At 49.7% G+C, this 22,134-nt stretch carries 21 protein-coding genes; 19 read left to right on the top strand and 2 right to left on the bottom strand.

The window, feature by feature from the left end; all coding sequences use genetic code 11:
• Positions 1 to 4: 4 nt before the first annotated feature.
• Complete coding sequence (locus M1D90_RS13170; protein ID WP_456282811.1) at positions 5 to 1,717, bottom strand: Rqc2 family fibronectin-binding protein; 1,713 nt, start codon at positions 1,715 to 1,717, stop codon at positions 5 to 7.
• A 146-nt stretch (positions 1,718 to 1,863) separates the two neighbouring features.
• Here M1D90_RS13170 and M1D90_RS13165 point away from each other — a divergent pair, with 146 nt between their 5' ends.
• From M1D90_RS13165 to spoVM, 17 genes are all read left to right on the top strand, one after another.
• The gene (locus M1D90_RS13165) at positions 1,864 to 4,536 is read left to right on the top strand and encodes a calcium-translocating P-type ATPase, SERCA-type (protein ID WP_456282810.1); all 2,673 of its coding nucleotides are present in this window, start codon (positions 1,864 to 1,866) and stop codon (positions 4,534 to 4,536) included.
• 109 nt (positions 4,537 to 4,645) lie between these two features.
• Complete coding sequence (locus M1D90_RS13160; RefSeq protein WP_020451343.1) at positions 4,646 to 5,521, top strand: YicC/YloC family endoribonuclease; 876 nt, start codon at positions 4,646 to 4,648, stop codon at positions 5,519 to 5,521.
• 75 nt (positions 5,522 to 5,596) lie between these two features.
• Positions 5,597 to 5,866 (top strand): extracellular matrix/biofilm regulator RemA, encoded by a 270-nt coding sequence (gene remA, locus M1D90_RS13155; protein ID WP_003181657.1) that lies wholly within the window; start codon positions 5,597 to 5,599, stop codon positions 5,864 to 5,866.
• A 7-nt stretch (positions 5,867 to 5,873) separates the two neighbouring features.
• Complete coding sequence (gmk, locus tag M1D90_RS13150) at positions 5,874 to 6,488, top strand: guanylate kinase (RefSeq protein WP_003181659.1); 615 nt, start codon at positions 5,874 to 5,876, stop codon at positions 6,486 to 6,488.
• 2 nt (positions 6,489 to 6,490) lie between these two features.
• Positions 6,491 to 6,691 (top strand): DNA-directed RNA polymerase subunit omega, encoded by a 201-nt coding sequence (rpoZ, locus tag M1D90_RS13145; protein WP_020451344.1) that lies wholly within the window; start codon positions 6,491 to 6,493, stop codon positions 6,689 to 6,691.
• 82 nt (positions 6,692 to 6,773) lie between these two features.
• The gene (gene coaBC / locus M1D90_RS13140) at positions 6,774 to 7,991 is read left to right on the top strand and encodes a bifunctional phosphopantothenoylcysteine decarboxylase/phosphopantothenate--cysteine ligase CoaBC (RefSeq protein ID WP_095290454.1); all 1,218 of its coding nucleotides are present in this window, start codon (positions 6,774 to 6,776) and stop codon (positions 7,989 to 7,991) included.
• Positions 7,988 to 10,405 carry a primosomal protein N' gene (gene priA, locus M1D90_RS13135; RefSeq protein WP_456282809.1) on the top strand — a complete coding sequence of 806 codons (2,418 nt, stop codon included), beginning with the start codon at positions 7,988 to 7,990 and terminating at the stop codon, positions 10,403 to 10,405. The genes coaBC and priA overlap by 4 nt, the downstream gene beginning before the upstream one ends.
• Before the next feature lie 29 nt (positions 10,406 to 10,434).
• Positions 10,435 to 10,917, top strand: coding sequence for a peptide deformylase (def, locus tag M1D90_RS13130; RefSeq protein ID WP_020451347.1), 483 nt, complete (start codon positions 10,435 to 10,437; stop codon positions 10,915 to 10,917).
• A 4-nt stretch (positions 10,918 to 10,921) separates the two neighbouring features.
• Positions 10,922 to 11,872, top strand: a complete 951-nt coding sequence (gene fmt, locus M1D90_RS13125) for a methionyl-tRNA formyltransferase (RefSeq protein WP_456282808.1) — start codon at positions 10,922 to 10,924, stop codon at positions 11,870 to 11,872.
• The gene (rsmB, locus tag M1D90_RS13120; RefSeq protein WP_035338795.1) at positions 11,862 to 13,208 is read left to right on the top strand and encodes a 16S rRNA (cytosine(967)-C(5))-methyltransferase RsmB; all 1,347 of its coding nucleotides are present in this window, start codon (positions 11,862 to 11,864) and stop codon (positions 13,206 to 13,208) included. The genes fmt and rsmB overlap by 11 nt, the downstream gene beginning before the upstream one ends.
• Positions 13,208 to 14,293, top strand: coding sequence for a 23S rRNA (adenine(2503)-C(2))-methyltransferase RlmN (gene rlmN, locus M1D90_RS13115; RefSeq protein WP_023857226.1), 1,086 nt, complete (start codon positions 13,208 to 13,210; stop codon positions 14,291 to 14,293). The genes rsmB and rlmN overlap by 1 nt, the downstream gene beginning before the upstream one ends.
• Before the next feature lie 7 nt (positions 14,294 to 14,300).
• Positions 14,301 to 15,065: a Stp1/IreP family PP2C-type Ser/Thr phosphatase gene (locus tag M1D90_RS13110; protein WP_026579742.1), complete on the top strand. Its 765-nt coding sequence runs from the start codon at positions 14,301 to 14,303 to the stop codon at positions 15,063 to 15,065.
• Positions 15,059 to 17,032, top strand: a complete 1,974-nt coding sequence (pknB, locus tag M1D90_RS13105; protein WP_023857224.1) for a Stk1 family PASTA domain-containing Ser/Thr kinase — start codon at positions 15,059 to 15,061, stop codon at positions 17,030 to 17,032. Before M1D90_RS13110 ends, pknB begins: the two co-directional genes overlap by 7 nt.
• 12 nt (positions 17,033 to 17,044) lie before the next feature.
• Positions 17,045 to 17,929 (top strand): ribosome small subunit-dependent GTPase A, encoded by an 885-nt coding sequence (rsgA, locus tag M1D90_RS13100; RefSeq protein WP_145624283.1) that lies wholly within the window; start codon positions 17,045 to 17,047, stop codon positions 17,927 to 17,929.
• A gap of 3 nt (positions 17,930 to 17,932) precedes the next feature.
• A complete protein-coding gene (gene rpe, locus M1D90_RS13095) occupies positions 17,933 to 18,589 on the top strand; it encodes a ribulose-phosphate 3-epimerase (protein WP_039072720.1) in 657 nt (218 codons plus the stop codon).
• A 75-nt stretch (positions 18,590 to 18,664) separates the two neighbouring features.
• The gene (locus tag M1D90_RS13090) at positions 18,665 to 19,309 is read left to right on the top strand and encodes a thiamine diphosphokinase (protein ID WP_025811376.1); all 645 of its coding nucleotides are present in this window, start codon (positions 18,665 to 18,667) and stop codon (positions 19,307 to 19,309) included.
• A gap of 85 nt (positions 19,310 to 19,394) precedes the next feature.
• Positions 19,395 to 19,475, top strand: a complete 81-nt coding sequence (gene spoVM / locus M1D90_RS13085; RefSeq protein ID WP_003221545.1) for a stage V sporulation protein SpoVM — start codon at positions 19,395 to 19,397, stop codon at positions 19,473 to 19,475.
• A gap of 122 nt (positions 19,476 to 19,597) precedes the next feature.
• On the opposite strand, the gene rpmB is transcribed toward spoVM, so the two are convergent.
• On the bottom strand, positions 19,598 to 19,786 hold the full coding sequence (gene rpmB, locus M1D90_RS13080; RefSeq protein WP_003181685.1) for a 50S ribosomal protein L28: 189 nt from the start codon (positions 19,784 to 19,786) through the stop codon (positions 19,598 to 19,600).
• Between the two features lie 286 nt (positions 19,787 to 20,072).
• On the opposite strand from rpmB, the gene M1D90_RS13075 reads away from it, so the two are divergent.
• Positions 20,073 to 20,435, top strand: a complete 363-nt coding sequence (locus tag M1D90_RS13075) for an Asp23/Gls24 family envelope stress response protein (RefSeq protein ID WP_003181687.1) — start codon at positions 20,073 to 20,075, stop codon at positions 20,433 to 20,435.
• Positions 20,436 to 20,452: 17 nt separating this feature from the next.
• Complete coding sequence (locus tag M1D90_RS13070; protein WP_025811378.1) at positions 20,453 to 22,126, top strand: DAK2 domain-containing protein; 1,674 nt, start codon at positions 20,453 to 20,455, stop codon at positions 22,124 to 22,126.
• Positions 22,127 to 22,134: the final 8 nt, after the last annotated feature.

Here is a 22,134-nt window from a genome sequence, read left to right as displayed (position 1 = left end):
AGCATTATTTTTTCAGCTTGATGATCAGGTCTTCGTCAGGTGTTACAAAAACGGTTTGCTGGCTGTCGTAGGTGACAAAACCGGGCTTTGCGCCATTCGGCTTTTTGACATGGCGTATTTTTGTATAGTCGACAGGAACCGAAGCCGAGTTTTTCGCTTTGCTGTAATAGGCAGCGATCTGCGCTGCTTCAAGGATAGTTTGCTCGTCCGGATCGCTCGATTGGATGACAACGTGCGACCCCGGAATATCTTTCGTGTGAAGCCAGATGTGGTCGCGGGCGGCAAGTTTCATCGTCAAATATTCGTTCTGCTTGTTGTTTTTGCCGACGAGAATCGTTTCTCCTGCGCTGGATTCGTATGTTTCGAGCGTCGGCGCCTGTTTCTTCTGTTTTTTCTGGCCTCCTTGCTGTTTGGCCCGCAAATACTTTCCTTCGGCGAGCTCTTCGCGGATTTCGGTTATATCTTTCGGAGAAGCAGACGAAAGCTGCTGAATCAGCTGGTCGAAATAAGCGATTTCCTCTTCTGCTAATCTGATCTGCTCCTTCACGACTTCCACCGAATTTTTCGCTTTTTGATATTTTGTAAAATAGCTTTGCGCGTTTTCGGAAGGCGTTTTATTCGGATTGAGCGGAATCGTGATTTCTCCGCCGTTTTCATCATAGTAGTTGATGACTCTCGCCGCTTTGTCTCCTTTTTTCAGCTGGTACAGGTTCGCTGTCAACAGCTCCCCGTACAGCTGAAAATCCTTCGCGTGTTCGGACTGCTCAAGCGTTTTTTTCAGCTTTTTGATTTTGTTTTCGTTCTTTTTCTTTTCGTTTGCCGCGAAACGCTCTAAATCATGAGCCTGCTGTTTGACGCGGTCCCGCTCCGCTTTTCCGAAATAGTAGCGGTCAAGAAGTTCGCTCAGCGTATGAAAGGGTTTGTTATCGCCTTTTATATGGGTCAGCTCAAGAAGGTAAAAATATTCTTTTCCATCTTCTATCGTGATAAGCTGGGGCTGAAAACGCCGGTTTTTGATTTCGCTGAACATCTCTGTCAAGACGTTTGGCAGTGTCGCCCTGTTGGCAAGGCCCGCGCGAAAGACGGCTTCTTTCGCAAACAGAGGCGAGACGCCGGAAAAGGTATCGACGATCTGCCTGTCCAGTTTGCCTTCCTGGAAATTCAAATGGCGGAGAATATCTTCAGTTTCCGCTTCCAGCGGTGACAATTTGTTCTGGGCGGGAGGGAGAATGTAATCGTATCCCGGAAGCACGGTGCGGTAGCTGTTCACCGAAGGTGACAGGTGCTTCAAACTGTCGATGATGACATCTTTTTCTCCGTCGGTTAACACGATGTTGCTGTGCCTTCCCATGATTTCAACCATCAGCTTTCTTGTCAGCGTGTCGCCGATTTCGTTCCGGCTCCTGATATGAAAGACCATCATTCTGTCCATGCCGACTTGCTCGACTCGGTCGATAAAGCCGCCTTCCAGATGCTTCCGAAGGAGCATGCAGAACATCGGAGGGGTGCTCGGGTTGTCATAGGTTTCGTTTGTCAGGTGAACCCGCGCATAACTCGGGTGGGCGGAGAGCAGCAATTTGCGGTTCTGCCCGTTCGCTCTGATATGAAACACTAGCTCGTGCTTAAACGGCTGGTGGATTTTTGCGATTCGTCCGCCTCGAATCGTTTCATTTAATTCTTCGATCATTCCGTATGTAAAAATGCCGTCAAAAGACATATGAAAAACTCCCTTTTCTCGTTAATCCTCTTCGTAAAGCGTCTATTCAATAATTATAGCATGATTTGGGACGAGTCTGAATAAATTGACTTATAGAGATGGATATACCAAGAGCAACCTTTAGGGCAGGAGGAGTGGACGATTCAATGAAATGGCACGAGATGGGACAAACCGAATTGTTAAACATAACAAAAACGTCCATCGGCAAAGGTTTAACAGAAAAAGAGGCCGAAAAGCGGCTGGAAAGACACGGAACAAACGAACTTCAGGAAGGGGAAAAAACATCGGCGATCGCACTGTTTTTTTCTCAATTCAAGGACTTCATGGTTCTTGTTTTGCTTGCGGCCACGTTGATCTCTGGTTTCCTCGGGGAGTATATTGACGCCATCGCGATCATTGCGATCATCTTTGTAAACGGCATTCTCGGCTTCTTTCAGGAGAGACGGGCGGAAAGATCGCTCGAGGCTTTGAAGGAACTGTCGGCTCCTCAAGTGGCTGTGCTCCGGGAGGGGGAATGGGTAAAGATCCCTTCCAAAGAGCTCGTTCCGGGAGATGTTGTCCGTTTTGCAAGCGGAGACAGAATCGGCGCCGATCTCAGGCTTGTCGAGACAAAGAGCCTTGAAATAGAAGAATCGGCTCTTACGGGTGAATCGCTTCCCGTGTCTAAACAGGCAGAAGCTTTTCAGGCGTCCGACGTATCGCTGGGCGATCTGAAGAATATGGCTTTCATGGGAACGTTGGTCACAAGGGGGAGCGGCACCGGCGTCGTTATCGGCACGGGAATGAACTCTGCGATGGGAAAAATCGCCGATATGCTCGAATCTGCCGGGAATACGTCGACCCCGCTGCAAAGAAGGCTTGAAGAGCTCGGCAAAATTTTGATTGTCGCCGCTTTGTTCCTGACGCTGCTTGTCGTTGCTGCCGGAGTCATCCAGGGGCATGACCTATACAGCATGTTTTTAGCGGGCGTTTCCCTTGCCGTCGCTGCCATACCTGAAGGGCTGCCGGCCATTGTCACGGTCGCTCTGTCTCTCGGCGTACAGCGGATGATCAGGCAAAAGTCGATCGTCAGAAAGCTCCCCGCGGTTGAGACGCTCGGCTGCGCGTCCATAATTTGCTCCGATAAAACCGGGACGATGACGCAGAACAAAATGACGGTCACCCATGTCTGGTCAGGCGGGAAAACGTGGAACGTGTCAGGGATCGGCTACGAACCCGAAGGCTCCTTCACCATGAACGGGCGCGACGTGCAAGCCAGGCATCATAAACCGCTCCAACAGGTCCTTCTGTTCGGCGCATTATGCAATTCATCTTCGATTATCGAAAAAGACGGGGAGTTTCGTCTTGACGGCGATCCCACCGAAGGCGCTTTGCTGACGGCAGCTCGAAAAGCGGGTTTTACGGACAGATATGTTGACGAACATTTTAAAATCATCGAGGAGTTTCCGTTTGATTCGACGCGGAAAATGATGTCTGTCATTGCGGAAGATAAGAGCGGCAAGCGCTTTGTCATCACAAAGGGCGCGCCTGATGTATTGATGAAGCGTTCGTCGCATACGCTGACGGACGAAAAGCGCGAAATCTTCACAAAGGCAAGACTCGCCGAAACAAGCGCGGCGCTGGAAACGCTTGCGTCCCAAGCGCTGAGGACGATTGCTGTCGCGTATAAACCGATCAAAGAAACAGAAAATCTCTCGCTCGAAAAAGCGGAGTCAGGCTTAACTTTCATCGGGCTGTTAGGGATGATCGATCCGCCGCGGCCCGAAGTGAAAACAGCGATTAAAGAGTGCCGGGAAGCGGGGATCAAAACAGTGATGATCACCGGCGATCATGTGATAACGGCAACAGCCATCGCAAAAGATCTCGGGTTATTGCCGCCGCGCGGAAAGGTCGTGGACGGCCAGATGCTGAACGAGCTCTCGCAGGGAGAATTGGCGGAAATTGTTGACGATGTTTACGTGTTTGCAAGGGTGTCGCCCGAACATAAGCTGAAGATCGTGACCGCCTACCAGGAAAACGGCCACATCGTCGCCATGACTGGAGACGGAGTCAATGATGCCCCTGCGATTAAACAGGCGGATATCGGCATTTCGATGGGGATTACGGGAACGGATGTTGCCAAGGAGGCATCATCGCTCATTCTTGTCGATGATAATTTTGCGACGATTAAATCGGCCATCAAGGAAGGACGCAATATCTATGAAAATATTAGAAAGTTCATCAGATATTTGCTCGCATCCAATGTCGGCGAAATTTTGGTCATGCTGTTTGCGATGCTGCTCGCTCTGCCGCTGCCGCTTGTTCCGATACAGATTCTATGGGTCAACCTTGTGACGGACGGCCTGCCTGCCATGGCGCTCGGCATGGATCAGCCTGAAGACGATGTGATGCAGAGGAAGCCGCGAAGTCCGAAAGAAGGCGTGTTTGCAAGGGGGCTCGGCTGGAAGGTCGTATCGCGCGGCTTTTTAATCGGAATTGCCACACTCGGGGCGTTTATGTTCATTTACAATCGCAACCCGGAAGCGCTTGAGTATGCTCAGACGGTCGCTTTTGCAACGCTCGTCCTTGCACAGCTGATCCATGTGTTCGACTGCCGGAGCGAGCGGTCTATCTTTGACCGCAATCCGTTTGAAAACATTTATTTGCTCGGCGCAGTATTGTCTTCGATTCTTTTAATGCTTGTCGTTATTTATTATCCGCCGCTGCAGCCGATTTTCCATACGGTTCCGATTTTAATGGCAGACTGGCTCCTGATTGTCGGAATGTCGGCGATTCCAACTTTTTTATTGGCCGGGTCACTTTTGACAAGAAAAAAATAGGCTTGTATGATATAATCTTAAAGGTAATAGAGGTTTCTATTGCCTTTTCATCTTGCGTAAATTTAAATCAAAGAAGTCTTTTTCACTTATACGGAATTGGGTGTGTTTTATGATACGGAGTATGACCGGTTTCGGCAGCGCGAGCAAAACGAAGGATGGGCTGACAGCAGCTGTTGAGCTGAAATCTGTCAACTATCGGTTTAAAGAAGTAAACGCACGCATGCCAAGACCTTTGCTCTATTTAGAAGACAAAATAAAGCAAACGATTTTTAAACATATACAAAGGGGGCGGCTGGAGCTGTTCGTGTCCGTTGACGACGAGGCTCTGGTCACCCGGAAAATCCAGGTTGACTGGCCGCTGCTTGAGGAGTACCAGAAAGCCGCGCGCGAAATGAAAGAGCGCTGCCGGCTTTCAGGAGAGATCACGCTTCAAGACGCCTTTCAGTTTGACCATGTCATCCAAGTTGAAGAAGAGACGATCCAAAACGACAAGCTTGAAGAAGTCCTTCTTGAAGCGGTCGAGGCTGCCGTTCTTGAATTATGCAGCATGCGCGAAGCAGAAGGGCTGAGGCTGAAGGATGACTGCCTTCAGCATATTGAAAGGCTTGAAAAGCTGACAGACGACATTGCAGAGCTTGCTCCCAAGGTCGTCGGCCACTATCGGGAACGCCTTGAGGCGCGCCTTGAAGAATGGTCAACAGACGGTCTCGATGAAAGCCGTCTGCTGACGGAAGTCGCACTGTTTGCAGACCGATCGGATATCACGGAAGAAGTGACGAGGCTGAAAAGCCATTTCCGCCAGTTCCGCGATATTTGCGAAGCGGGTGGGGCCGCGGGGAGAAAGCTCGACTTCCTCGTCCAGGAGCTGAACCGTGAAGCGAACACGATCGGTTCAAAAGCGAATGATCACCAGATCACAAAACATGTGGTCGAAATGAAAAGCTCTATTGAAAAAATAAAAGAACAAGTGCAAAATATAGAATAGCGATTGTGCGTATTGTTTACGGATGTTCTCTGCAGGTTAAACTAGAGACGTCCAAGTACAGGGGGAACGTATAGGATGACGATTAAACTGATCAATATCGGCTTTGGTAATATCATATCCGCGAATCGGCTGATCTCGATTGTGAGTCCGGAGTCCGCGCCTATTAAGCGGATGATCCAGGATGCCAGAGACCGCGGCATGCTTATAGATGCTACATATGGAAGAAGAACCCGTGCGGTTGTCATTATGGACAGTGACCATATCATCTTATCTGCCGTCCAGCCTGAGACAGTAGCACAAAGGCTTTCCGTTAAAGAAGAAATTATGGATGAAGGGCAGGGATAAGAGCTTTATGAAAGAAAGAGGTTTATTAATCGTTCTCTCCGGCCCTTCCGGCGTCGGAAAAGGAACAGTCAGGCAGGCGCTGTTTGCTCAGGAGGACACAAAATTTGAATATTCGATTTCGGTGACGACAAGAAAACCGCGGCAAGGGGAAAGAGACGGTGTCGACTACTTTTTTAAGACGCGCGAAGAGTTCGAAGAGATGATCGAGAACAACAAGCTGCTCGAATGGGCCGAATATGTCGGCAACTATTACGGAACACCCGTTGACTACGTCGAACAGACCCTTGAAAGCGGCAGGGACGTTTTTCTCGAAATTGAAGTCCAAGGTGCGCTGCAAGTCAGAAAGGCATTTCCTGAAGGCCTGTTTATCTTTTTGGCGCCTCCGAGTCTCGCCGAATTGAAAAACCGGATTGTCACAAGAGGGACAGAAACAGAAGCCCTGATCGAAAACCGGATGAAAGCGGCGAAGGAAGAAATCGAACTGATGGACGCCTACGATTATGTTGTCGAAAATGACAGCATTGAGCTTGCGTGCGAAAGAATCAAAGCAATCGTTCTCGCCGAACATTTACGGCGCGACCGCGTTGCTCCAAGATATAAGAAAATGCTGGAGGTTGAATAATTATGCTAGATCCGTCAATTGACTCTTTAATGAATAAACTGGATTCAAAATACACGCTCGTTACCGTATCGGCCCGACGCGCCCGCGAAATGCAGATCAACAAAGACGCGCAGATCGAAAATCCGAAGTCGCATAAATTTGTAGGCAAAGCGCTGGAAGAAATTGATGCCGGACTGCTTACATTCGAAAAGGAAAATCGCTAATAGCCTTAAAAATAGCAACCTATACACTAGGTTGTTATTTTTTTCAGGGCCGGCGAACAGAACATAAGGGGGAGAAAAAACGATGCTGAAAAATCGCAACATCCTGCTGGGAGTAAGCGGAGGAATCGCAGTATACAAAGCGGCCGCCTTGACGAGCAAGCTCGTACAGGCAGGAGCCAATGTGAAAGTCATCATGACAAAATCCGCCTGTGAATTTGTGTCTCCGCTCACCTTTCAAGCGCTTTCGCGCAATGAAGTATATACCAACACGTTCGAAGAACCGAATCCCCGTGTCATCGCCCATATCGATGCCGCGGATTGGGCGGATCTTGTGATCGTTGCTCCGGCAACGGCCAATGTGATCGGAAAACTCGCTTCAGGCATTGCCGATGACATGCTGACGACGACGCTTTTAGCGACGACTGCGCCGGTTTGGATCGCTCCGGCCATGAACGTCCATATGTACGACCACCCGGCCGTTCAGCGGAACATCAGCGTTCTTTACAAAGACGGCTGCCGGTTTATCGAGCCGAGTGAAGGCTACCTTGCGTGCGGCTATATCGGCAAAGGCAGACTTGAAGAGCCCGAACGGATCGTCCAGTTGGCCGAGTCGTATTTTTCAAACGAAAACAGCGGTTTGCTTGAAGGAAAGCGTGTCTTAATTACAGCGGGCCCGACAAGAGAACAAATCGATCCCGTCCGCTTTTTCTCCAACCGTTCGACAGGGAAAATGGGCTATGCTTTCGCTGAGGAAGCGGCAAAAATGGGAGCGTGCGTAACGCTGATTGCCGGCCCGACATCGCTTGATGATCCCGCAGGAGTTGACGTTATTCATGTTCAGTCTGCAGAAGATATGTATCAAGCGGCTTTATCTGTTTTCGATGAGAGCGACATCGTCATCAAAACAGCAGCTGTCGCTGATTACAGGCCAAAGCATATTCACGATCAAAAAATGAAGAAAAAGGACGGCGGTCTCGTCATTGAGCTTGAGCGGACGAAGGATATTTTAAAAGCGCTGGGAGAACGGAAAACAAAGCAAGTCTTGGTCGGCTTTGCAGCTGAAACGCAGCACGTCGAAGACTATGCCAAACAAAAGCTGGAGAAAAAAAATCTCGATCTGATTGTCGCCAACAATATCACGGCCGAAGGCGCCGGTTTTGGAACGGAAACCAACATCGTGACGGTGTTTCACCGAGACGGCAAAAAGACGGCGCACCCTCTGATGTCAAAACGGGAGGTTGCCGCCGAAGTCTTGAAGGAAGCCGCTGAGCTTGCCGGCCGGAGCGGAACGTCCTCATGAATTTCGCTGAAGTGATCGTCGATGTTACAACCAAAAATATCGACAGACCGTTTGACTACCGCATTCCCGACAAATTCAAAGGGATGATTAAAAAAGGGATGCGCGTGATTGTTCCGTTCGGCGCCCGCAAAATTCAGGGATTTGTCACCGGCGTGAAAGAATCGTCTGAGTTCGCCGGCCGTTCGGTTAAGGATATCGAGGATATCCTTGATCTGACGCCCGTTTTGACGGAGGAGCTGCTTGAGCTGTCAGATTGGCTGACAGAAAAAACACTTTCTTTTAAAATTACGGCTCTTCAGGCGATGCTCCCCGCGGCTATGAAAGCAAAATACGGCAAAGAAATCAAGGTGATCGGTGATAAGCCGCTTCCCGAACCGCTTAAAACCCTGTTTTTGCAAAAAGAAACACTTTCTTATTCCGATATAGATGACCATGGGACATTAAAGCTGATTCAGCGCCAGGTTCAAGAGGGCAACCTTGAAGTGGCCTATAAAGTAAAGCAGAAAACAAACAAAAAAACGCGGAGAATGATCGCTCCCCTTTGTGCGAAAGAACATTTAAAAGAAGCGCTTGACAGCCTCTCCCCGCAAGCTGTCAAACAAAAAGCGGTCCTTCAGTTTTTCATCGACCGCAAAGAATCCGGTGCTGTTCCGGCAAAAGAGCTGATCGGCAAAACGGGAGGCTCTTCCGCGTCCGTAAAAGCGCTGATCGACAAGGGGCTGTTAAAGGAAAGCGAAGAGGAGGTTTACAGGGATCCTTATCAGGACAGAATGTTCAAAAAAACCGAACCGCTTCCGCTGACTGAAGAGCAGGCGCAGGCCTATGAGGCGATAGCAGAGGCGATCGAAGACAAGCGGCACGATGTGTTTCTTCTTCACGGAGTGACCGGAAGCGGAAAAACGGAAGTCTATCTGCAATCGATCGAAAAGGTGCTGGAAGCCGGCAAAGAAGCGATCGTTCTCGTTCCGGAAATTTCGCTGACGCCGCAGATGGTCAACCGCTTTAAAGGCCGCTTTGGCTCACAGGTAGCCGTCCTGCACAGCGGGCTTTCAACAGGAGAAAAATATGATGAATGGCGGAAAATCCACCGCAAAGAAGTCCGGCTTGTCGTCGGGGCGCGCTCGGCGATTTTCGCGCCGTTTGAAAATCTCGGCATGATTATTATCGATGAAGAGCACGAAACATCGTACAAGCAGGAAGAGATGCCGAGATACCATGCGAAAGAAGCGGCGATTCAAAGGGCCGAATACCACCGCTGTCCTGTCGTCCTCGGCAGTGCGACGCCGACGCTCGAATCGTTCGCAAGGGCGAAAAAAGGCGTGTACAAGCTTCTTTCCCTCAAGCACCGCGTCAATCACCAAGTCATGCCTGACGTGTCTCTCGTCGATATGAGGGAGGAACTGCGCAGCGGAAACCGCTCGATGTTTTCCAAAGACTTAATGGCCGGACTTGAGGAAACCCTTGAAAAAGGAGAGCAGGCCGTTCTGTTTTTAAACAAAAGGGGATATTCCTCATTTGTCATGTGCAGGGACTGCGGATATGTCATCCAGTGCCCTCATTGCGAAATCTCGTTGACGTACCACAGGTATGGACAGCGTCTGAAGTGCCATTACTGCGGCTATGAAACCGGCATGCCGTCAAGCTGCCCCGAATGCGGAAGCGAGCATATCCGCTACTTTGGCACAGGCACACAGCGGGTCGAAGAAGAATTGACGAAGGTACTGCCGGCTGCAAGGGTGATCCGCATGGACGTCGATACAACCTCGAGAAAAGGAGCGCATGAAAAGCTGCTCACATCCTTTGGCAAAGGTGAAGCCGATATTCTGCTCGGAACACAGATGATCGCCAAAGGGCTCGATTTTGAAAACGTCACGCTCGTCGGTGTTTTGAGCGCGGATACGATGCTGCACATCCCCGATTTCAGAGCCGCTGAAAAAACGTTCCAGCTGATGACACAGGTGAGCGGAAGAGCGGGGCGCCATGAAAAGCCGGGCAAGGTGATCATTCAGACGTACACCCCGTCCCATTACAGCATTCAGCTCACGAAAACGCACGATTATGAAACGTTCTTCCGGCAGGAGATGCTGCACAGAAGGGAACAGGCCTATCCTCCCTATTATTATTTGGCGCTCGTCAGCGTATCGCACGAAGAAGTGACGAAGGCGGCGCTCGTGACTGAAAAAATCGCCAACTATTTAAAAAAGAACATTTCAAGCGAGGCGAAGATTCTCGGCCCAGTCGCATCGCCGATCGCCAGGATCAAAGATAGATATCGCTATCAATGCGTGATAAAATACAAACAGGAAAACCAGCTTACATCGTTGCTTAAAAACATTATGGATCATTACAAACGAGATATTGAACAAAAGCAATTGATGATTTCGATCGACATGAATCCATATATGATGATGTAAAAATAACAGTGTGATGGAGGGCTTCTAGATTGGCAGTAAAACCGATCGTAACGTATCCGGCGGAGGTTCTTGAAACCCCTGCCGAACCCGTTGCGTCTTTTGATAAATCATTAAAGAAACTGCTCGACAATATGTATGATACGATGCTTGAGCTGGACGGAGTCGGGCTTGCCGCCCCGCAAATCGGCGTTTTAAAAAGAGCGGCAGTCGTCGATATCGGCGATGACACGGGCAGAATTGAACTGGTCAACCCGGAGGTCATCGAAGAGAGCGGCGAACAGACGGGCCCTGAAGGCTGTTTGAGCTTTCCCGATCTATACGGTGAAGTGAAGCGTTCGGATTATGTAAAGGTCAAGGCGTTCGACCGCCGCGGAAAACCGTTCACGATTGAAGCTGAAGGCTTTTTGGCGCGGGCGCTGCTGCATGAAATCGACCATTTGGACGGTATTTTATTCACATCAAAAGTTACGCGCTATTATGATGCGGAAGAACTTGAGGAAATGGAAGGATGATTGGATGACAAGGATCGTTTTTATGGGAACGCCGGATTTTTCCGTCCCGGTGCTCAGCACATTGATTGATGACGGCTATGAGGTGGTGGGTGTCGTCACCCAGCCTGACCGCCCGAAAGGCAGAAAAAAAGTGATGACCCCTCCGCCTGTCAAGGAGGAAGCGCTGCGCCGCGGCATTCCCGTGCTCCAGCCTGAAAAAGTGAGGGAAGAAGCGGAGACGGACAGGATTTTGGCGCTTAAACCCGATCTAATTGTAACGGCGGCATTCGGGCAGATCCTGCCGAAAAAGCTCCTCGATTATCCGAAATACGGCTGTATCAATGTCCATGCCTCTCTTCTGCCCGAGCTGCGCGGAGGAGCTCCGATCCATTACGCCATTCTGGAAGGCAAAGAGAAAACGGGCGTGACGATCATGTACATGGTCGAAAAATTGGATGCAGGCGATATGCTTGCCAAAGTCGAAGTTGACATCGAAGAAACCGATAATGTCGGCACGCTCCACGACAAGCTGAGCAAGGCCGGGGCTGAGCTTCTTTCCGAAACGGTTCCGAAGGTCATTGACAGTTCGGCAACCCCTGAAAAACAGGATGAACGGGAAGCGACATATGCGCCGAACATTAAACGCGAACAGGAACTGATCGACTGGTCAAAGCCCGGCGAAGTCCTGTACAACCAAGTCAGGGGCTTGAATCCTTGGCCTGTCGCATACACGGTTTTAAGCGGCCAGACGCTGAAAGTATGGGCTGCGAAAAAATGCGAAGCCTTAAAACAGGCAGAGCCGGGAGAAATCGTCTCCGTTGAAAAAGACGGCATTGTCGTCGCTACCGGCAATGGCACCGCGTTAAAATTAACGGAAGTGCAGCCTGCGGGCAAAAAAAGAATGAAGGCCGAAGATTTTGTCAGGGGAGCGGGTCTTCAAGCCGGAATGAAATTGGGTCAAAACGATGAAAAATAATGTGAGGGAAGTCGCGCTTGATGCACTGATTAAGCTTGACCAGAATCAGGCATACAGCAATCTTTTGCTTCAGTCTGTCATGAAAGCGAACGATTTAAGCGACAAAGACAGAGGCCTTTTGACAGAACTCGTTTACGGCACCCTTCAAAACAAGCTGGCGCTCGATTATATGCTGAAGCCGTTTATTAAAAAGCCGGAAAAAGTGAAAGACTGGGTCATCCATCTGTTGAGAATGTCGCTGTACCAGATGGAATACCTGGAGAAAATCCCTGACCGGGCCGCCCTTTTTGAAGCTGTTGAAATCGCTAAAAAACGCGGGCATAAAGGAATTTCTTCATTTGTTAACGGCGTTCTGCGCTCTGTTCAGAGAGAAGGCGTGCCTTCTTTTGCTGATATTGCCGACCCGGTTGAACGCCTTGCGGTTGAGACAAGCCATCCGGAATGGCTTGTCAGGGAATGGACCGATGCCTACGGGTTCGAAGCGGCAGAACAAATCTGCCGGATTCACATGATCCCGCCGAAGCAGACGATCCGCGTCAACAGGCTGAAACACGACCGGGATACGCTTCTTTCCCGCCTGAATGAAGCGGGGATTGAGGCGGAAGAAGGCGACTTGTCCGAAGACGCTGTCAAACTGCAAAAAGGAACGATTGCGTCCACTCCTTTTTTCAAAGAAGGCGAAGTCACCATACAAGATGAAAGCTCAATGCTGGTAGCGCGAGCCCTCGGTCCTGAACGGGGAGAAACGGTGCTGGACGCCTGCGCAGCGCCGGGAGGAAAATCCACTCATATCGGCGAACTGCTCGAAGATACGGGAAAGATCATTTCCCTTGACCTTCATCAGCATAAAGTAAAGCTGATCAAAGAAGCGGCAGGCCGGATCGGGCTTTCCAACATTGAAGCAAGGGCGCTGGATGCCAGAAAAGCCGGCGAAGCCTTCGAACCGGAGCAGTTTGACCGGATTCTCGTCGACGCTCCGTGTTCGGGCTTCGGTGTCATCCGCAGAAAACCGGATCTCAAATACAGCAAAACGCCCGAAGACAGCGCGCGTCTCGCTGGGATTCAGCTGGCGATTTTAAACGAAATCGCACCTTTATTGAAAACAGGCGGGACATTGGTCTACAGCACATGCACAATGGACCCGACCGAAAATGAACAAGTCATGCATGCTTTTTTGAAAGAACACGACGAATTTGAAGCAGACCCCACCCTCGCCGAGCGGCTGCCCGAAAAAGCGGCGCCGTATGTCAAGGATGGAAGCATTCAAATCCTTCCCCACTTCTTCGGAACGGACGGCTTCTTTATTTGCAGCATGAGAAAGAAGGGATCACAATAATGGAATCGAAACAAAAAGTAAGAAAAGAATTGCGGGCAGAAAGACCGTCCATCTATTCTTTTGAAATAGAAGAACTGAAAAGCTGGCTTTCGGAAAACGGCGAAAAACCTTTCCGCGCCGCGCAAATATTCGAATGGCTTTACGAAAAGAGAGTCACGTCATTTGAAAAGATGACAAACCTTTCAAAAGAGCTGCGGACAAAGCTGAACGAGCATTTCGTATTAACGACGCTGAAAACGGCCGTCAAGCAGACTTCACAAGATGGAACGATGAAGTTTTTATTTGAGCTTCATGACGGCTACACGATCGAAACCGTATTAATGCGGCACGAATATGGCAATTCTGTTTGTGTAACGACACAGGTGGGCTGCCGAATCGGCTGTACGTTTTGCGCGTCGACCCTCGGCGGCTTAAAGCGGAACCTGGAAGCCGGAGAGATCGTCGCCCAGGTTGTCAAAGTGCAGCAGGCGCTTGATGAAACAGATGAACGCGTCAGTTCCATCGTCATTATGGGAATCGGCGAGCCGTTCGATAATTTTCAGGAAATGCTTGCATTCCTGAAAATCGTCAACCATGATAAAGGGCTGAATATCGGGGCGCGCCATATCACCGTATCAACGAGCGGGATCATTCCGAAAATCTATGAGTTTGCAGACGAGAAGCTGCAGATCAACTTTGCGATTTCTCTGCACGCCCCGAACACTGAGATCAGAAGCCGGCTGATGCCGATCAACAGAGCCTACAAGCTGCCGGAGCTGATGAAAGCGGTCGATTACTACATTAAGAAAACCGGCAGAAGGGTTACGTTTGAATACGGGCTTTTCGGCGGTGTTAACGATCAGGTTGAACACGCGGAAGAGCTGGCTGAATTGCTAAAAGGAATCAAATGCCACGTCAACTTGATTCCGGTCAACTATGTACCTGAACGAGACTATGTCAGAACACCGAAAGAACAGATTTTCGCCTTTGAAAAAACATTAAAGTCTCATGGAGTAAATGTCACGATCAGAAGAGAGCAAGGCCATGATATTGACGCTGCCTGCGGACAGCTTCGTGCAAAGGAGCGCCAGGAAGAGACGAGGTGAATCAAGGTTGAAAACAGCCTTAAAAACGGACAGGGGAAAAATACGCCAGCACAATGAAGACGATGCCGGCATTTTCACAGAAAAAAACGGACTGGTTTTAGCTGTTGTCTGCGATGGAATGGGAGGTCATCTGGCCGGCGACGTTGCCAGCAGGATGGCCGTCTCAGCCCTTCGGGATATCTGGGAGGAAACCGAAGAAGTCCCGGCTTCGCCGGCTGAATGCGAAGCTTGGCTGAAAGAGCAGATTTCAGCCGTCAACCAAAAACTTTTCGACCATGCGAGGGCGCATGAAGAGTGCCAGGGAATGGGAACAACGGTCGTCTGCGCTTTATACACGGGAAAAACGCTGACAGTCGCCCATATCGGAGACAGCCGCTGCTATCTCCTGCAAGGCGGTCATTTCATACAGCTGACGGAAGATCACTCGCTTGTCAATGAACTCGTGCGGACAGGGGGGATTTCGAAGGAAGATGCCGAACACCATCCGCGGAAGAACGTGCTGACAAAAGCGCTTGGCACTGATCCGGAAGTGAAGGTTGAAGCCCATACTTTTGAAATCGAACCGGGCGATCAAGTTCTATTATGCTCTGACGGGCTGACGAATAAAGTAGACGATGAGTCACTGAAGGATATGCTTACAGCTCTTTCTTCTGCGGAGGAGAAAGCGGAACAGCTCGTTCAGCTGGCCAATGACAACGGCGGCGAGGACAATATCACCGTCGCGCTATTGGAACTTCCTTCTCAAATAGAAGAAGGTGAAGACAAGTGTTAATCGGCAGACGGATCAGCGGACGTTACGAAATCCTGCGCGCCATCGGCGGCGGGGGGATGGCGAACGTTTATTTAGCGCTGGACATCATCCTCGACCGTGAAGTCGCGATAAAAGTGCTGCGGTTTGACTTCGTTCACGATGCCGATTTTATCAGGCGGTTCAGAAGGGAAGCGCAGTCCGCTGCAAGCCTCGACCACCCGAATATCGTCAGCATTTATGATGTCGGAGAAGAAGATGACATCTATTATATCGTGATGGAGTATGTCGAGGGGATGACCCTGAAAGAATACATAAACCGAACAGGCCCGCTTCATCCAAAAGAAGCGGTCCAAATCATGGAGCAGATCGTATCCGCCATCGCACACGCCCATGATAACCAGATTGTTCACCGGGATATTAAGCCCCACAACATTTTGATCGACCATATGGGCCACATTAAAGTGACCGATTTCGGCATCGCCATGGCGCTCAGTTCGACGACCATCACGCACACCAACTCGGTTTTGGGCTCTGTCCATTATTTGTCGCCCGAACAGGCGAGAGGCGGATTGTCTACGAAAAAATCCGATATCTACTCGCTCGGCATCGTGCTTTTCGAGCTGCTGACGGCGCGTATGCCGTTTGAAGGAGAATCGGCGGTCAGCATCGCGCTGAAGCATCTGCAATCAGAAACGCCGTCGGTGAAAAGGTGGAACCCGGCTGTGCCGCAAAGCATAGAAAACATCGTCCTGAAAGCGATGGCAAAAGATCCATTCCACCGCTATGAAGCGGCCGAAGAGATGGAATCCGATTTAAAAACGGCTTTCGACCCGGACAGGCTCAACGAAAAGCGATTCACGATTCCAGCTGATGATGAGATGACGAAAGCTGTTCCGATCATCAAAAACCTGCCGGAAGACGAGAGCGGTGACAAGTCCGGCGACGGAGAAGCGGAAGCGGCTCCGTTATCAAAGAAAGAAAAGAAGAAGCAGGCAAAAGCAAACAAGAAGAAAAAAAGAAAGAAATGGCCGCTTATATTGCTGACGGTGTTTTTCGTTCTCGTTGTGTCAGCCGTCTTGGCTTTGACGGTGTTTCCGTCGCTCTTTATTCCAAAAGATGTAGCCGTTCCCGATGTAGCAGGCCTTGAGTATGAAGAAGCCGTCATCAAGCTTGAAGACGAAGGGTTTGAAGTGGATCCGAATGCTGAAGACATTGCCGACGATAAAATTGAAGAAGGGCTGATCGTGAAAACGGACCCTGCAGCCGGCGATATCGTAAAGGAAGGCTCAACTGTCAAGCTTTATAAAAGCTCAGGCAAAGAGAAAACAGAAGTGGAAGATGTGGTCGGCCAGAAAGTCGACGCCGCCAAAAAGCTTCTCGAGCAAAAGGGCTTTAAAAACATCAAGACAGAAGAAGTGCACCATGAAGAAGAAGCAGGCACCATCATCGAACAGGACCCCGCAGCCGGCACCGAAATCGTTGCCGCCGACGACGAGATCAAATTAACGGTCAGCCTCGGTCCGGAAGCCATTACTTTAAGGGATTTAAAAACATACAGCAAACAGGCGGCTTCGGGCTATTTGGACGACCATCAGCTTGTCCTTGTCGAAAAGGAGGCGCATTCTGAAGATGTGCCGGAAGGTCAGGTCATCAAACAAAAGCCGGGGGCGGGGGCATCCGTCAAGCCGGGAGACAAAGTCGAGGTTACGTTTTCGCTCGGACCTGAGAAAAAACCCGTCAAAACGGTGACCGAGAAAATTGATATCCCTTATGAACCGGGAGCGGAGGGCGAAGAACAAAACGTCCAAATTTCGATCGATGATGAAGAACACAGCATTTCCGACGTCTATGAAAATTTTAAAATCACGGCGCCGGCAGAGCGGACGATCAAATTCAGGATTGCGCCCGGGCAAAAAGGGTATTATCAAGTAACGATCAACGATAAAGTAGTCAGGTCAAAAACGATTGAATATCCTGAGGATGAATAAGGGAGGTGCGATATGCCTGAGGGCAAAATCATTAAAGCATTAAGCGGATTTTACTATGTTTTGGATGGTGATCAGATCATTCAGTGCAGGGGAAGAGGGGTTTTCAGAAAAAATAAAATCACCCCTCTCGTCGGCGACGATATCGTCTACCAGGCCGATAACGATAAAGAAGGCTACATTCTCGAGATTAAAGACAGATTCAATGAATTGGTCAGACCTCCGATCAGCAACGTGGATCAGGCGGTTCTCGTGTTTTCGGCAAAAGAGCCGACATTCAGCACGTCGCTATTGGATCGTTTTTTAGTGTTGGTTGAGGCGGGTGGCATCAGGCCGATCATATGCATTACGAAAATGGACCTCGTGGATGATGACGCGCTCAAAGAGCGGATTCACCATTATGCCGAAGACTACCGGAACATCGGGTACAGCGTCTATACGACATCGATGAAAAACGGAAGCGGCATCGAAGACATCGTCTCCCATTTTCAAGACAAAATCACCGTATTCGCCGGCCAGTCCGGCGTGGGCAAATCTTCGCTTTTAAATGCGATCAGCCCCGAGCTTGAACTGAAAACCGCCGGGATTTCCGCCCACTTGGGAAGGGGAAAGCATACGACCCGCCATGTGGAGCTGATCGATATAAACGGCGGGCTCGTCGCGGACACCCCGGGCTTCAGCTCGCTTGAGTTTGCCGGTATTGAAGCTGAAGATTTAGGGTCTGCGTTTTTGGAAATCAGCGAAAAAAGCGCCGAATGCAAGTTCCGCGGGTGCCTGCATATGAAAGAGCCGAACTGCGCCGTCAAACGCGCCGTGGAAAACGGTGAAATCGCCCAGTATCGCTACGACCATTATGTTGAATTTTTAACAGAGATCAAAGACAGAAAGCCGAGGTATTAAGATATGGTATATGTTGCTCCTTCGATTCTTTCAGCCGATTTCGCCCGTCTAGGGGAAGAGATTCGGGATGTTGAACAAGGCGGCGCCGATTTCATCCACATCGATGTGATGGACGGCCATTTCGTTCCCAACCTGACCATCGGGCCGCTTGTAGTGGAAGCCGTCCGCCCGATCACAGAACTTCCGCTCGACGTTCATTTAATGATTGAAGCGCCTGACCGCTATATACCTGCTTTTGCAAAAGCGGGCGCCGATATTTTGTCCGTCCATGTTGAAGCGTGCCCGCACCTTCACAGGACGATCCAGCTCATCAAAGAGCAAGGAGTCAAAGCGGGTGTTGTCTTGAATCCGCATACCCCTGTGCAGCAGATCGAGCATGTGCTTGAAGACCTTGATCTCGTACTATTGATGACAGTGAATCCGGGCTTCGGCGGACAGTCGTTTATTTCCTCAGTCCTGCCGAAAATCAGGCAGGTCAAGGAGATGGCTGAGCAAAAAGGGCTCGCCGACCTGCTGATTGAAGTGGACGGCGGCGTCAACAAAATGACGGCAAGACAGTGTATCGAAGCAGGGGCAAATCTGCTTGTTGCGGGCTCTGCCGTTTATAACGAAAAAGACCGCAAAAAAGCCATTTCCGATATAAAAGGTGCGCTTGGGTAAGGTTTCCCGATGAAAAAGAGCCGGCTTTCTCAAGCTGAGCTCTTTTTTTACGGCGTTTACAGAAAGGACAATGCGATGAAAACGATCAATATTGTAGCGGGAGGTCCCGATCATCTCATTCCCGACTTGCTGCAGTATCAGGACGGCGATGCGCTTTGGGTCGGGGTTGACAGAGGCGCTGTAACCCTTTTGGCAGCGGGGATCGTGCCTGATGAAGCGTTCGGGGATTTTGACAGCATCACAGACGAGCAAAAAAAGGCTATTGAAAAGGCGGCTCCCCGCCTCCATATTTATCAGGCGGAAAAAGATCAGACGGATTTGGACCTTGCGTTGAGCTGGGCGGTCGGACAGCGGCCTTCATGCATTAGAATGTTCGGCATTTCGGGAGGCAGAGCAGACCATTTTCTCGGGAATCTGCATCTCCTTTACACCGCGATGAAGCAAAATGTCAAGACCGTCATGATCGACCGCCAAAATACGATCAGCATGCACCCCCAAGGCTCTTACACCGTCATGCGTGATCAAACAAAACCGTACATTTCATTCCTGCCGTTTACGGAGACGGTAAAAAACCTTTCCCTCGAAGGATTTAAGTATTCTTTAAATAAGTGTCATATTGCTCTAGGTTCGACACTATGTATTAGTAACGAACTCATCCATTCACAAGGTGCTTTTTCGTTTTCTGAAGGCATATTAATAATGATAAGAAGCACTGATTAAATATCCTGGCGCTTCCGCTCGCTTTGTGTTTGGGATCCGATGTTGAAGGTGGATGCGGTTGCGGACTCTTTGAGGAGGGAAGGGAATGAAATTTTACACCATTAAATTACCGAAGTTTTTAGGGGGAATCGTCCGGGCGATGCTTGGCTCGTTTCGCAAAGACTAAGAAGCGCCGGGTGCGCTTTTTTTGCGGAGCGGGTCAAAGGGCTCTCCCCGGATGGCAAGCAAAAGAACGAAAAAACGCCTGCCTAAAGCGTACAGTCGCTCTTGGCAGGCGTTTATTTTTTCTTATACACGCTCAACTTTTCCAGATTTCAAAGCTCGAGCAGATACATATACTTTTTTAGGCTTGCCGTTCACAAGGATGCGCACTTTTTGAACGTTAGCGCCCCATGTGCGTTTAGAAGCGTTCATCGCGTGAGAACGAGAGTTGCCAGAACGTGATTTTCTGCCTGTAATAACGCATTTACGTGCCATTTGTTTCCCTCCTAACTATCAAAAAAAACATCATCATTCATTATCAGTTGATCACCTGTGATGCTTCAGATACTTTAATAATTTACCACAGCTGAAAACCGTTTGCAACTATTGATTGCTCTGCTTTCAAGAAAAATCCCTTGACATCTTGAAAAAATGAACGCGCTGTAGTATAAGTAGGGTTAGGTTTGGAGAGAAGCCTGCCTGTTCTTTTAAAAAGAAGGTCCTTATAGTAGAATGATGTTAACCAGAGGTCAGAAGCGAGACTCGAAAAGGAGGAACCAACGTGTCCATTGAATTCCGAACAAAATACGGACAGATTGATATATCAAACGAAGTGGTCGCCATGGTTGCGGGAGGCGCAGCGATCGACTGCTACGGGATCGTAGGTATGGCATCCAAGAACCAAATTAAAGACGGACTGACTGAAATCCTCAGAAAAGAAAACTTTGCAAGAGGCGTCATCGTCCGCCAAGAAGAAGATCGTATTCATATTGACATGTACATCATTGTCAGCTACGGAACAAAAATTTCAGAAGTGGCACATAATGTTCAAACAAAAGTCAAATATACGCTCGACCATACAGTGGGTCTTGCAGTGGATTCCGTAAATATTTACGTTCAAGGAGTACGAGTGACGAACCCGTAGTTAGGAGGAAAACAAGAGTGTCTATACGAAATCTGGATGGAAAAGCTTTTGCAGAAATGGTTCTGTACGGCGCACGCCATCTGTCTCAAAACGCAAATGTAGTTGATGCGTTAAATGTATTTCCGGTTCCGGACGGAGATACAGGAACGAACATGAATCTGTCGATGACATCCGGTGCAAAAGAAGTGGAGCAGATCGATGCCGCCAATATCGGCAAAGTGGCACAAAGCCTGTCAAGAGGGCTTCTGATGGGAGCGCGGGGAAACTCGGGCGTCATTTTGTCCCAGCTGTTCAGAGGCTTTGGCAAATCGATTGAACAGAAATCGGAAATTAACGCCAAAGAATTTGCCGCCGCGTTCCAGGCCGGAGTGGACACTGCCTACAAGGCCGTCATGAAGCCTGTCGAAGGCACGATCTTGACGGTTGCCAAAGATGCGGCAAAAAAAGCAGTGCTCACCGCTCAAACTGAAACCGATATCATCAAGGTGATGGAAGCCGTCGTGAATGAAGCGGAGGCTTCATTGGAGCGGACGCCTGAGCTGCTTCCGGTTTTAAAGGAAGTCGGTGTCGTCGACAGCGGCGGAAAAGGGCTGCTTTACGTGTATGAAGGGTTTCTCGCTTCTTTAAAGGGAGAAAAGCTTTCTGAAAAAGCGGCCGCTCTTCCGTCATTGGATGATCTTGTCAGCGCGGAGCACCATAAAAACGCTCAAAGCCACATGAATACAGAAGACATCGAATTCGGCTATTGCACGGAATTTATGGTAAAGCTCGACAGCGGTAAAAGAAACTTTAATGAAGATGCGTTCCGCCAGGATTTAAGCGGCTTCGGTGATTCACTGCTCGTCGTCTCAGACGAAAATATCGCCAAGGTGCACATCCACGCCGAATATCCGGGGGAAGTCATGACTTATGCGCAAAAATACGGCAGCTTAATCAACATGAAAATCGAAAACATGAGAGAGCAGCACAGCGCGATTCTCAATCAGAACAAACAGGAGGCAGCTGCCCCGGCAGAAAAAGCGCCGGCTGAAAAGCAGCCGTACGGCGTCGTCACAGTGGCCATGGGAGAAGGAATCGCCGAACTTTTCGAAAGCATCGGCGCCACAAAGGTCATCGAAGGCGGTCAGACGATGAATCCGAGCACGGAAGACATCGTTCAGGCGATAAAAGACGCCAACGCGGACACGGTCGTGATTCTGCCGAATAATTCAAACATTGTCATGGCGGCGAACCAGGCCGCGGATGTTGCCGGACAACATGTGATTGTCATCCCGACGAAGACCGTTCCTCAAGGAATGGCCGCGCTCCTCGCATTCAACCCGGCCCTTGGAGCGGACGAGAATCAAGCCGCTATGCTCGGTGCGATCGGCGAGGTGAAAAGCGGACAAATCACCTATGCGGTCAGAGACACTAACATTGACGGCATCGATATTAAAAAAGGCGATTTTATGGGCATCTTAAACGGTAAAATCGTTGAGACGGCATCTGACCAGTTAGCAGCAGCGAAAAAGCTGCTCGCAGGCATGATCGATGAAGACAGTGAAATCGTCACTGTGATCAAAGGGGAAGACGCGCCGGAAGAAGAGGCCGAAGAACTCGCAGCCTTTATCAGCGAGACGTACGAAGACGTTGAAGTGGAAGTGCACGACGGAAAACAGCCGCTGTATTCCTACATTCTGGCTGTTGAATAATCGATCAA

The organism is Bacillus sp. JZ34 (genome assembly GCF_053903205.1).
The sequence above is the reverse complement of the archived record's forward strand: the minus strand, read 5'-3'. Positions and strand labels throughout refer to the sequence as shown.